This window comes from Defluviimonas salinarum, from assembly GCF_026013545.1.
GTDB lineage: Bacteria > Pseudomonadota > Alphaproteobacteria > Rhodobacterales > Rhodobacteraceae > Albidovulum > Albidovulum salinarum.
In genome coordinates, this window is record NZ_JAPDOG010000056.1 from 1 (window position 1) to 12,780 (window position 12,780).

Annotated in this window: 11 protein-coding genes; 10 read left to right on the forward strand and 1 reads right to left on the reverse strand. The window is 62.2% G+C overall.

The window, feature by feature from the left end; genetic code table 11:
- The coding region (locus OM960_RS24575) for a DDE-type integrase/transposase/recombinase (RefSeq protein ID WP_264773831.1) at positions 1-468 on the forward strand (468 nt) is incomplete at its 5' end.
- On the opposite strand, the gene OM960_RS24580 is transcribed toward OM960_RS24575, so the two are convergent.
- A complete protein-coding gene (locus OM960_RS24580; RefSeq protein WP_264770943.1) occupies positions 450-1,253 on the reverse strand; it encodes a Glu/Leu/Phe/Val dehydrogenase dimerization domain-containing protein in 804 nt (267 codons plus the stop codon). The two genes, OM960_RS24575 and OM960_RS24580, sit on opposite strands and share 19 nt — an antisense overlap.
- Positions 1,254-1,447: 194 nt before the next feature.
- Here OM960_RS24580 and OM960_RS24585 point away from each other — a divergent pair, with 194 nt between their 5' ends.
- The 9 genes from OM960_RS24585 to OM960_RS24630 all read left to right on the forward strand — a co-directional run bounded on the left by OM960_RS24585 (position 1,448) and on the right by OM960_RS24630 (position 12,425).
- Positions 1,448-1,918 (forward strand): Lrp/AsnC family transcriptional regulator, encoded by a 471-nt coding sequence (locus OM960_RS24585; RefSeq protein WP_263332656.1) that lies wholly within the window; start codon positions 1,448-1,450, stop codon positions 1,916-1,918.
- Between the two features lie 450 nt (positions 1,919-2,368).
- Positions 2,369-3,601, forward strand: a complete 1,233-nt coding sequence (locus tag OM960_RS24590; RefSeq protein ID WP_263332658.1) for a 3-methyl-2-oxobutanoate dehydrogenase (2-methylpropanoyl-transferring) subunit alpha — start codon at positions 2,369-2,371, stop codon at positions 3,599-3,601.
- Positions 3,602-3,603: 2 nt separating this feature from the next.
- Entirely contained in the window at positions 3,604-4,617 is a 1,014-nt protein-coding gene (locus OM960_RS24595) for an alpha-ketoacid dehydrogenase subunit beta (protein ID WP_263332660.1), read from the forward strand.
- Complete coding sequence (locus tag OM960_RS24605; protein ID WP_354003536.1) at positions 4,618-6,294, forward strand: 2-oxo acid dehydrogenase subunit E2; 1,677 nt, start codon at positions 4,618-4,620, stop codon at positions 6,292-6,294.
- A 2-nt stretch (positions 6,295-6,296) separates the two neighbouring features.
- On the forward strand, positions 6,297-7,742 hold the full coding sequence (gene lpdA / locus OM960_RS24610) for a dihydrolipoyl dehydrogenase (protein WP_263332662.1): 1,446 nt from the start codon (positions 6,297-6,299) through the stop codon (positions 7,740-7,742).
- Between the two features lie 119 nt (positions 7,743-7,861).
- Positions 7,862-9,013, forward strand: a complete 1,152-nt coding sequence (locus tag OM960_RS24615; RefSeq protein ID WP_263332664.1) for an acyl-CoA dehydrogenase family protein — start codon at positions 7,862-7,864, stop codon at positions 9,011-9,013.
- Between the two features lie 25 nt (positions 9,014-9,038).
- The gene (locus OM960_RS24620; protein WP_264770944.1) at positions 9,039-10,763 is read left to right on the forward strand and encodes a PHA/PHB synthase family protein; all 1,725 of its coding nucleotides are present in this window, start codon (positions 9,039-9,041) and stop codon (positions 10,761-10,763) included.
- A gap of 48 nt (positions 10,764-10,811) precedes the next feature.
- Positions 10,812-11,636 (forward strand): alpha/beta fold hydrolase, encoded by an 825-nt coding sequence (locus tag OM960_RS24625; RefSeq protein ID WP_264770945.1) that lies wholly within the window; start codon positions 10,812-10,814, stop codon positions 11,634-11,636.
- An 81-nt stretch (positions 11,637-11,717) separates the two neighbouring features.
- Positions 11,718-12,425, forward strand: coding sequence for an IS6 family transposase (locus OM960_RS24630; protein WP_264773832.1), 708 nt, complete (start codon positions 11,718-11,720; stop codon positions 12,423-12,425).
- Positions 12,426-12,780 lie beyond the last annotated feature (355 nt).

A 12,780-nucleotide genomic window follows, 5' to 3' on the forward strand; every position in this document is an offset into this window, starting at 1 on the left:
TGGCACCTCGACGAGATGTTCGTGAAGATCAACGGTGAGCGACACTACTTGTGGCGGGCCATCGACCAGGAAGGCGAGGTCCTCGAAAGCTTCGTGACGAAAACGCGGGACAAGAAAGCTGCATTGAAATTCCTCAAGAAAACAATGAAGCGCTACGGTCGGCCGCACATCTTGGTAACGGACAAGCTTCGCTCCTACGGTGCTGCGCTGAGAGAAGTCGGCGCGGCGGACCGGCAGGAAACGGGCCGCTGGCTCAACAACCGAGCGGAGAATTCGCACCTTCCTTTCCGACGACGGGAGCGGGCGATGCAACGGTTCCGGCGGATGCGAAGTCTGCAGATGTTCGCCGCCGTCCACGCCTCGGTCTTCAACCATTTCAACTCGGAGCGCAGCTTCTACTCGAGGGCAAATTTCAAGAAGAACCGCGCCGCTGCTCTCGCCGAGTGGCGTCAACTCGGCGCGGCGTAAGGGGCAGCGATCCTGTCCTTGTGGAGACGAGTTCGAATCTGTCTGACAGCTCCGGCAAAGACATCGACGTCCTGGCGCAAGATGTCGTCCGGCGAAACAACCATGGCATCGAAATCGACTTCCGCCGCGCGCACGGCCGCATCGTTGATGTCGCTCACGATCAGCTTGGCCCCGGCCGCGTGCAGCATTCCTGCCAGGCTCATGCCGACATGGCCAAGCCCCTGAACTGCGACCGTCTTGCCGGTCAGATCGTCAGAGCCAAGGCGATGTTTCAGGGTCTGCTTCAGGCACAGGAACACACCGCGCGCGGTGACCGGCGACGGATCGCCGCTGGCGAACTCGCCGCCTTCAAGACCCGCGACATAGGAGGTTCTTTCCGCCACATACGCCATGTCCTGCGGAGACACGCCGACATCCTCGGCGGTGTAGTAATCACCTGCCAGACATTCTATCAACGTACCGAAGGCGCGCATCAGTTCCGGCGTCTTTTGCGTCTTGGGATCGCCGATGATCACCGATTTCCCGCCGCCGAGCGGCAGATCGGCCGCAGCGTTCTTGTAGGTCATGCCCCGCGACAGACGCTCGACATCGTAGATTGCGTCCTCGATCCTGGCGTAGTTGAACATCCGGCAGCCGCCGGCCGCGGGCCCGCGGCGCAGCGAATGGATGGACACCAGGGCGTGCAACCCGGTCTGCTCGTCCCGCGCCTCGACCAGTCTTTCGTACCCCTCGCGGGGCTCGAGTTCACGGATGGCGAAATTCGGCTTGGTGACGACCTGGTTCATGTGTTGACCCTCATGTGGCAAGGACGGAACGGTGAAAGCCGTGTTGCCGCACGCCTAAGTTGCGACTTTCTCTTCCGACCGGATGCCGCTTGTTCTACCTCCGCATTGCCAGAATGACTGTTGGAATTTACAAAGAGTATCGCGCACATTCAAAACCTGGTTTCGCCAGACCGCGACATGACGAAAGAAAATTCGTGAAACCTCTGGACTCGACAGATATCCGAATCCTTCGCACCCTGCTGAGGGAAGGCAATATCCCGAACACGAAGCTGTCGGAGCTCGTTGCCCTCTCGACCAGCCAATGCTGGCAGCGCGTGCAGCGCCTGCAGCGCGACGGCTACATCGAAGGATACAACGCGGTGATCAACCACCGCCTGCTCGGCTATTCCGATATCGTCCTGGTCGAGATTTCGGCGGCGCGCGATGAAGTCACGCGCATCGCCGAGCTCTGTGAAGAACTCAGCAAGATACCCGAGGTGCTGGAAGTGCACCTGACCTCCGGCGAATACGACTGCTTCATCAAGGTCGCCGTCGACGGGACGCGGGGATACGAGAACTTCCTCAACAAGAAACTGTACCGCATCAAGGGTGTGCGCAACTCCCGGTCATCCTTTTCTCTGAAATGCTTCAAGAACGAGACCGGATTCGTGCCCGACATGTTGTAGTGCTGATTGCCGGCAAAAAACGATCGAACGAATATTTTAGTTTTTGCTCGCCAGGCAAAATATCTGCGCGCGTTCTCGGCGGTTGCCTTCGAAGAACGGGCAGAAATTTGATGCCGAAACGGATAATACGTCTCCATGATGTTGCAGCCGAGGCAGCACGCGTTGCGCAGCTGGAAGGCAGGGGGGCGATGGCTTACTGTTTGCACGGCGAACGCGGATACCGGCGCGAAACGGCGTTCGCCCGCAATCACAGGTTCGCGGTGCCAGGAGGCCGGGCCGCCGAACCACCGGCATTGGCATCGCCGGACCGGGCAGCTTTTTCGCCGCGGTCAATGCGGTCGGACGCGGGCATCCCGAACTCGGGCCGGGCTCCACGCATCCGCCCGTTCGCAACTGCAACTTAGTTGGTGAGGCCGTTGTTCCCGCAATCCCACTCAGATCGAGGACGTCATGACTGATACGCCCCCGCTTTCGCTGAAGGTTCCACAGCCTGAATGCAGACCCGGCGACACGCCGGACTTTTCCGGCATCGAGATTCCCGCGGCGGGGACCGTGCGGCGGCCGGCGGTCGACGAACAAGCCGAAGCGATGCGGGATCTGGCCTTCACCATCATCCGCGTGATGGACGACGAGGGTGCGGCGCAAGGCGATTGGGCCGGCAGTCTCACCGATGACGAGATCGCCCAAGGCCTGCGGGACATGATGACCCTTCGCATCTATGACAACCGCATGATGACAGCGCAGCGCCAGGGCAAGACCTCGTTCTACATGCAGCACCTCGGCGAAGAGGCAATCAGCTGCGCGTTTCAGCGGGCCCTGCAGAAGGGGGACATGAACTTTCCCACCTATCGGCAGGCCGGTTTGCTGATCGCATCGGGCTATCCGATGGAAACCATGATGTGCCAGGTGTTTTCCAACGAAGCGGACCCGCTTCACGGGCGTCAGCTGCCGGTCATGTATTCGTCCAAGGAGCACGGCTACTTCACCATCTCGGGCAATCTTGCGACCCAGTATATCCAGGCGGTCGGCTGGAGCATGGCTTCGGCCATCAAGGGCGATACCAAGATCGCGGCGTCCTGGATCGGCGACGGATCGACCTCCGAGAACGATTTCCACGCCGCCCTAGTCTTTGCGTCCACCTACACCGCGCCGGTGGTTCTGAACGTCGTCAACAACCAGTGGGCCATATCCACATTTCAAGGGATCGCCCGCGGCGGCGCCCACACGTTCGCCTCCCGCGGTCACGGCTTTGGCATCCCGTCGCTGCGGGTCGACGGCAACGACTATCTCGCGGTGCATGCGGTGGCGAAATGGGCGGTCGAGCGGGCACGGCGCAATCTCGGGCCGACGTTGATCGAGCACGTGACGTATCGCGCCGGCGGGCATTCCACGTCGGATGACCCCAGCGCTTATCGCCCGAAATCCGAGAGCGAGGCATGGCCGCTGGGCGATCCCATCGACCGGGTCAAGAAATACCTGATCGGGAAAGGCGTCTGGACGGAGGAACGCCACAAGCAGGCCGAGGCCGAGATCACCGACAGGGTGATCGAGTGCCAGAAGCGCGCCGAGGCCATCGGCACGCTTAACTCGGGCCATGTGCCGTCGCCCCGCGACATGTTCGAAGACGTCTACGCCGAGATGCCACCGCATTTGGTCCGGCAACGCCACGAAGTGGGGTATTGATCATGACTCAGATGACGATGATCGCGGCGATCCAGAACGCCCATGACCTGGCCATGGCGCGTGACGAGAATGTTGTCGTTTTTGGCGAGGATGTCGGTTATTTCGGCGGCGTGTTCCGCTGCACCGCGGGGCTACAACAAAAGTACGGCAGCTCGCGTTGTTTCGACGCGCCGATCAGCGAGCTGGGGATTGTCGGTGCCGGAATCGGCATGGCGGCATACGGGCTCAAACCCGTCGTCGAGGTGCAGTTCGCCGACTACATGTACCCCGCCTATGACCAGATCGTTTCCGAGGCGGCACGCCTGCGCTACCGATCGGGCGGTGAGTTCACCTGCCCGATCGTCGTGCGCATGCCGACGGGTGGCGGCATCTGGGGCGGACAGACCCACAGCCAGAGCCCCGAGGCGCTCTTTACCCATGTCGCCGGGCTCAAGACCGTCATCCCGTCGAACCCGCAGGATGCCAAGGGGCTTTTGCTGGCAGCGATAGCCGATCCCGACCCGGTGATCTTTCTCGAACCGAAGCGGCTCTACAATGGCCCGTTCGATGGCCACCATGACCGTCCTGTCCGGCCCTGGAAAACCCACCCGCTGGGCGAGGTCGATCCCGGCTATTACGAGGTGCCGCTTGGCAAGGCTGCCGTGGTTCGCGCGGGCCAGGAGTTGAGCATCGTCACTTACGGCACCATGGTCCATGTGGCGATCGCGGCGGCTGAGGAAACGGGCATCGACGCCGAAGTCATCGACCTGCGCACACTGATCCCGCTCGACACCGAAACGGTGATGGCCTCGGTCCAGAAAACCGGGCGCTGCCTGGTCCTGCACGAGGCGACACTAACCTCGGGTTTCGGTGCCGAGCTTGCCGCGCAGATCCAGGCGGAATGTTTCTATCACCTCGAAGCGCCCGTGCTGCGGGTGGCGGGTTGGGACACGCCCTATCCGCATGCGCAGGAATGGGCCTATTTTCCAGGGCCCGACCGGGTGGGGCGCAACATGCTAAAACTGATGGAGGCGTAAATGGGGCTCTACACCATGAAGCTGCCCGATGTCGGCGAAGGCATCGCAGAGGCAGAACTCTGCGCCTGGCATGTCGCGGTCGGGGATGTCGTCAAGGAAGACGATCCTCTGGCCGAGGTGATGACCGACAAGGCCGCCGTCGAGATCCCTTCGGCCGTGTCGGGCAGGGTCGTCTGGCTGGGCGGCGCGGCCGGTGACACCATGGCCATCGGGGCCGATCTGATCCGGCTGGAAGTCGAGGGCGAGGGTAACACAAGCCCCGATGAGGCCGCCGCGTCGGATGCGGCATCCGCCGTCAAAGCGCCTGCCCCGGCCGCCGCAAGACCTGCGGAGGCGCCCCCAGCGCCCAGGTTCGACTTGAAGGTGGCAGACGGCAAGGGGCTTTTTGAGATCAAGGTCCCTGATGTCGGCGAGGGCATTGCCGAGGCCGAGCTGACGGGCTGGAGCGTCTCGGTCGGGGCTCAGATCAAGGAAGACGACATCATCGCCGAGGTGATGACCGAAAAGGCCGCGGTCGAGATCCCGTCCAATGCGTCGGGCAAGGTGCTTTATCTCGGCGGCAGCGTTGGAGACACGCTGGCCATCGGCAGCACGCTGATCCTGCTCGAAGTGGACGGCGCGGGAAACACGACGGTCGAGGATGTCGCGAAGAGACTGGCTTCGACCGCGCCTGCCACGGCCGCCGCGCCGGCTCCGTCGATCCCGTCAAAACCCGTGCCCAAGCCGAGACCGGAGGCCTCGGCGCCTAGGCCGGCGCCGAAGGCGGCAACCGCTCCAGCCGGCGCACAACGCCGCGCCGAAGGCGAAAGACCCTTGACGACGCCATCCGTGCGCAAGCGCGCGCGGGAGCTTGGCGTCGACCTGCGTCGGGTCATGGGCAGCGGTCCGGCCGGGCGGATCACCCATGAGGATCTGACCCATTTCCACCAGACCGGCGGGCAGGTCGCTGCAAGCGTCGCCAAACGTCCGCAGCGGAGCGGTGAAACCGAGGAAAGGGTGATCGGCCTGCGCCGCAAGATCGCAGAGCGCATGGCGCTGTCGAAGTCCCGCATCCCCCACATCACCATCGTCGAAGAGGTCGATGTCACCGAGCTTGAAGCGCTGCGCGGCCAGTTGAACCGGGCTAGGGCCGAAACCAAGGGCAAGCTGACCATCCTGCCCTTCGTGATCCGCGCGATCGTGGATGCGGTCGCCGCGCAACCCAACATCAACGCGCATTTCGAAGATGACGCCGGCATGTTTCGTAAGTTTGAAGCGGTGCATGTCGGCATTGCGACCCAGACGCCGGGTGGGCTGATCGTTCCGGTCGTGCGTCATTGCGAGGCGATGTCCTTGTGGGAGAGTGCGGCCGAACTTGGCCGTCTGGCCAGCGCGGCCCGCGACGGCAAGGCCAAGGCGGACGACCTGAGCGGATCGACCATCACGATCACGTCGCTCGGGGCGCTTGGGGCCTTGGCCACCACGCCGATTATCAACTACCCGGAAGTGGCCATCGTCGGCATCAACAAGATTGCGGTGCGTCCGCATTGGGACGGCAAGGGATTCGTGCCCCGCCAGAAGATGAACATCTCCTGCAGCTTTGACCACCGCGTCATCGACGGTTGGGACGCGGCGGTCTTTGTCCAGAAACTCAAGACACTTCTCGAAACGCCTGCGCTGCTGATGCTGGAGGACTGATCATGGAAGAACTTAACTGCAAGTTGCTGGTGATCGGCTCCGGCCCGGGCGGCTATGTCTGTGCCATTCGGGCGGGGCAGCTGGGCGTGGACACGATCATCGTCGAGGCCAAGGCCCATGGGGGCACCTGCCTGAACGTCGGCTGCATCCCCTCCAAGGCGCTGATCCATGCGGCCGATGAGTTTTCGCATGCGGTGAAATTCACCCGCGACAACAATCTCGGGATCTCCGTTCAGAAGCCGAAGATCGAACTGGAGAAAACCGTCGCCTGGAAGGACGGCATCGTCGCCCGGCTGAACGGCGGTGTCACTGCCTTGCTGAAACGGGCCGGGGTGCGGGCGATCATCGGCCATGCCCGTTTCCGGGATGGCAAATCGGTGATCGTTAAGACGGATATGGGCGAACAGCTCATTCGCGCCGAAAAAATCGTCATTGCAACGGGCTCGGTGCCGTTTGAGATTCCGTCCCTGCCGTTCGGGGGCGATGTGATCTCTTCCACGGAGGCCCTGGCGCTGACATCGGTGCCGAAAAGGCTCGTCGTTGTGGGCGGTGGCTATATCGGTCTCGAGATCGGCACCGCGATGTCCAAGCTGGGGGCGGAGGTCACCGTGGTGGAGTTCACCTCGCGCATCCTGCCGCAATACGACACGGAACTGACCAAGCCCGTTGCCGACCGTCTGAAGGCGCTCGGCATCACCGTGATGCTGAACACGAAGGCCGAGGGGCTGAACGCCAGGAAGGACGCGCTGCGAGTCACGCTGGAAGGTGGCGACAGCACCGAACTGCCGTTCGACAAGGTTCTCGTTGCCGTCGGACGCAAGGCGCGGACTCATGATTGCGGGCTGGACGAACTGGCGCTGAAAATGAACGGCCAGTTCATCGAGATCGATGACCGTTGCCAGACGTCGATGCGCGATGTCTATGCCATCGGCGACGTTACGGGCGAACCGATGCTGGCGCATCGCGCGATCGCGCAGGGGGAAATGACGGCCGAGATCGTTGCCGGCGGCCCGCAGGCCTGGGACAAGCAATGTATCCCGGCGGTGTGCTTCACGGATCCCGAGATCGTGACCGCGGGCCTGTCGCCGGACGAGGCGAGGGAACTCGGACATGACATCGTCACGCCGGGTTTCACCCCCGAAGAAGAACTGGTTCTGAACCGCGATATCGAGATCGGCAAGTTTCCCTTCACCGCCAACGGTCGCGCCATGACGATGGAAAACGACAGCGGCTTTATCCGCGTGGTCGCCAGGGCCAGCGATCATGTGATCCTCGGTGTTCAGGCAACCGGCGGAGGGGTGTCCGAGCTCGCGGCGGTCTTTGCGCTCGCCATCGAAATGGGGGCTCGTCTCGAAGACATTGCGGGCACCATCCATGCCCATCCAACCCAGAGCGAAGGCTTCCAGGAAGCGGCGCTGAAAGCATTGGGACATGCCATCCACATCTGAGACCGGAGCATCACGATCAACGCGCCGGTCGGTGCGACACCAACCTTTCAGGCCGCGGAACCCGGTCTTCTTGCCCGGCTTATAGCCGCGATGCCCGAATTGACACAAAGGCTGAACTCATGGATTTCGCGTTAACAGAGGAACAGAGCGCCATCTTCGAGATGGCATTTGCTTTCGGTCAGGACCATATCGCGCCATTCGCCCTGCAGTGGGAAGATCAGGGAACCATCCCGAAGGACCTCTGGCCGCGGGTCGCCGAACTGGGACTGGGCGGTATCTATGTCTCGGAAGAATATGGCGGGTCCGGCCTGTCGCGGCTGGATGCCACGCTGGTTTTCGAGGCGCTGTCGATGGCCTGCCCCGCCGTCGCGTCGCTCCTGTCGATTCACAACATGTGCGGCGGCATGATCGACAAGTTCGGCTCGGAAGACACCAAGCAGAAGTGGCTCCCGCAACTCTGCAGCATGGAGAAGCTGTTCTCCTACTGCCTGACCGAACCCGGTTCCGGCTCGGATGCGGCGGCACTCCGCACCCGCGCCGAGCGGACCAATGGGGGCTACAAGCTGAATGGCACCAAGGCCTTCATCTCGGGCGGCAGCTATTCCGACGTGTACCTGACCATGGTGCGCACCGGCGAAGATGGCCCGCGCGGGATATCGGCGGTGCTCGTCGAGGACGGCGCCAAGGGCCTGTCCTTTGGCGGGCTGGAACGCAAGATGGGCTGGAAGGCCCAGCCGACGGCACAGGTGCAGTTCGACGCGTGCGAAGTCCCTGCGGAAAACCTCGTGGGCGAGGAAGGCCGCGGCTTTACCTATGCCATGGCCGGTCTTGACGGCGGGCGGCTCAACATCGCCGCCTCCGCGCTCGGCGGCGCGCAGGCAGCCCTGAAGGCGGCGCTGGACTATACCGGAGAGCGCAAGGCATTCGGCAAGACGATCGACCAGTTTCAGGCGCTTCAGTTCCGCCTGGCAGCCATGGAGATCAAGCTGCAGGCGGCGCGGATTTTCCTGCGGCAGGCGGCGTGGAAGCTCGACACTAGGGCCCATGACGCGACGAAGTTCTGCGCCATGGCCAAGACATTCGTGACCGACGCGGCCTTTGAGGTAGCCAATGACGCGCTCCAGCTGCATGGCGGTTACGGCTATCTCGCCGATTACGGGATCGAGAAGATCGTGCGCGACTTGCGGGTGCACCAGATCCTCGAAGGCACCAATGAAATCATGCATCTGATCGTGTCGCGGCAGTTGCTGGTGGACCGCGGGCGCAGGTGATCATGGAAGAACAAAGGAGAGAGCGATGGACCAGGATGTCATGAAAAAGCTGTCGGAGATGATGCTCGCGGCCACCAGATCGCATCCGCTCTTCGCCGGGATGGAGCCGTCGCAACTGTCCGATTTGGCCGATGGCTGGGCGAAGGCGGCGCAGGCGATGGCGGCGCCGAACGCCGAGGCCTGGGGGGAATGGGTCAGGACATGGTCGTCCTACCAATCCGAGATGACGAACCTCTGGCTATCCGGTCTGCAGGGCAAGCAGGCGCATGTCGAACCGAGCAGGGATCGCCGGTTCGGCGACGAGGCCTGGAACGAAGGTATCTTTCCGCTCATGCGCCAGTCCTACGAACTGGCGTCCAAGGCCATGGTGGATCTTGCGGACAAAGCTGGCCTGCCCGCGCATGAACAACGCAAGCTGAGCTTCTACGCCCGTGTCACCGCCGACAATCTCTCGCCGTCCAATTTTGCCATGACCAATCCCGAAGTGCTCAAGCTGGCCAGGGAAACCGGCGGCAAGAGCCTGGTCGACGGGTTCCGGAACATGCTTGCGGACCTTGAGAAGGGCTACATCACCACCACCGACGAAACCGCATTCAGAGTCGGCGAGAACCTGGCCACGACGCCCGGTGCGGTAGTCTATCGCAATGAGCTGATCGAGCTGATCCAGTACACGCCCGTAACGCCGAAGGTGCGCGCGGTCCCGATCCTGATCGTGCCGCCCTGCGTGAACAAGTTCTACATCTTCGACATCAACGAAAAGAAATCGATGATCCGGTATCTGCTCGAGAAGGGCAATTCCGTCTTCATCATCTCCTGGCGCAATGCCGGCCCCGAGACCCGGGACTACGACTGGAACGATTACATCACCCGGGGCGTAATGAGCGCCATGGACGCCACCGCCGACATCGCGAAGGCGGAGAAGCTCGACCTTCTGTCCTGGTGCAATGGCGGCACGTTGCTGCTTGCGGCTCTGGCGGTGATGCCGACGGCGCAGAAATCCCTGGTGGGCTCGGCCACGTTCCTGTCCTCGTTGCTGGATTTCAGCGACCCCGGCGAAGTCAAGGTGTTCATCGACCAGCCCCAGATCGCGGCCTACAAGCAGCGGCTTGGCGCGGCCAAGGTGGCCCCGGGACGGGATATCGCGCGGGCCATGGCGATGCTGCATGTGAACGAGAGCATCTGGGGCTTTGTCGTGAACAACTACCTCAAGGGACAGAACCCTCCGCCCTCCGATATCCTCTACTGGAACGCCGACACCTCGAACCTGCCCGCGAAGTGGTATTCCTTCTTCGTCGAGGAAATGTATCACGCCAACAGGTTGAAGGAGCCCGGCGCACTGACCCTGCTGGGCCAGCCGGTCGATTGCGGCAAAATCGACGTTCCCTGCTGTTTCGTGGCGGCAACGGGCGACCATATCGTACCTTGGACGACGTCGTACTCGTCCACAAAACTCCTGCCGAACGTAACCGAGTTCGTGCTGACCTCCGGCGGCCATGTCTCCGGTACCGTCATCAACCATCCGGCGGGGAGTCGGCGCCACTTTCTGGCGGGCGGTGACCGATCGGGCCCGGCAGAGGCATGGCGCGCCTCGGCCGAGCGCACCGAAGGCAGCTGGTGGCCGCATTGGCTCGGGTGGCTGGACAGGACCAGCGGGGCCGACGAACGCAGCGCCCCGGGCAACCCGAAAGATCCCGAACGAGCTGCGGCGCCGGGGGCATATGTGCTGGAAGAAGTGCCGCAGGACGGTTGAGTTTCCGGCCGCCCAACGGCGAGATCCGGGCTTTTGAAGAGGTAGTACGTGCCGCATACGCCCAATGCCACCGAAAACGGCCGGTTTCGGATGCTTTCTGCCGGCGGCGTTGCTTTGCGGGTCTATACCCGGGATCTGGATCGGCCGGGCGTGCCATTGGTGATCTGCAATGGTCTCGGGCAGTCCGTCGAAATTCTCTACCCGCTGCTGCATGAGCTTCCTGACCGGCCGATCATCGCGTTCGATGCGGCCGGGGTAGGCCGGTCGGACGTTCCGTGCGATGTGACCACGATCCCACAGCATGCCGCCATGTTGGGCGAGGTCCTGGATCAACTCGGCGTCGGGCAATTCGACGTGATGGGCATTTCCTGGGGCGGCGCGGTGGCGCAGCAGATCACCCGAGACCAGCCGGACCGCGTGCGCAAGCTGGTCTTGGCCATCACCTCGGCGGGAGGGATCGTCAGTTGGTGGGGCTCGCCTGTAGCACTTTTCGAGATCATGTTTCCCTTGCGCTATGCGAACAAGGCCTACGGAAATTTCATCGGCCCCTTCATGTATGGCGGCGAGGCAATCCTGCAACCAGCGCTCTTCCGAGAATACACCATGCATGCGATCCGCCCGACTTATAAGGGCTATGCAGCTCAGGTTCAGGCCCTGTGCTCCTGGAGCAGTGTGTCCTGGCTTGGCGATCTGAAGACGCCCACCCAGATCATCGGAGGGGCACTGGACTTGTTGATCCCGATCACCAATCAGATGCTGCTCACCGCGCTGCTGCCGAACGCGAGGCTCCGGGTCTTTGATGCGGGTCATCTTGTGATGTATTCACGCCGCGCCGAAGTCGGGGCATTGCTTGCGGGATTTTTAGATGACTGAATTGAACGATCGATGCTGGCAGACGGTCCTGTCAGGGAAACTTGGCTTGAGATGTGATAAGGCGGCGGCTAGCGTCCGGCCATGACCAAACCCAGCCCGTTCAAGTGGTTCAAGACCAGCCCCGAGATCATCCGCCTTGCAGTGATGCTCTATGTCCGGTTCCCGCTGTCGCTTCGGAACGTCGAGGACCTGCTTCACGAGCGCGGGATCGAGATAAGCCATGAGTCGGTGCGGTTCTGGTGGCAGCGTTTCGGCGCGATGTTCGCCGCCGAGATCCGCAAGAACCGGGCGGAGCGGCTGCGTTCCGGGCCGCAGTGGCAATGGCACCTCGACGAGATGTTCGTGAAGATCAACGGTGAGCGACACTACTTGTGGCGGGCCATCGACCAGGAAGGCGAGGTCCTCGAAAGCTTCGTGACGAAAACGCGGGACAAGAAGGCGGCATTGAAATTCCTCAAGAAACCAATGAAGCGCTACGGTCGACCGCACATTTTCGTCACCGACAAGCTGCGCTCCTATAGCGCCGCATCGAAGGAGGTCGGTGCGGCCGACCGCCAGGCAACTGGTCGCTGGCTCAATAATCGGGCGGAGAATTCGCACCTGCCGTTCCGACGACGAGAACGGGCAATGCAGCGGTTTCGGCGGATGCGAAGTCTGCAGATGTTCGCCGCCGTCCACGCCTCCGTCTTCAACCATTTCAACTTGGAGCGCAGCTTCTACTCGAGGGTAAATTTCAAGAAGAACCGCGCCGCCGCTCTCGCCGAGTGGCGCGGCCTCGGCGCGTCATAAGGGACAGCGATCCTGCCCTTGTGGAGACGAGTTCGAATTGGTCTGACACCACCGAAAGTATGGTAAGTTACATTTGAAGAAGTGGCTCATCGCACTTCCTGGAGGAGGATAGACGATGCTCAGATTTGTTTCGGGACTTTGCTTTGCAATGATCTGCTCCGGCGCGGCCCTGGCACAGGAGGGTAAGTCGTTCGGGGCCGACTTCGCGGTATCTCGGGACGAGTTTAGCTCGACTGCGGGCTAGGGCCTGTTGACAAAAGGGATTCACACGGACGCCTGATCATGATTCAAGCTGGTATCTGCGATGGAGACCAGCTTGGCACGAGACCTGATGTCGGACGATGAGTGGGCGTTC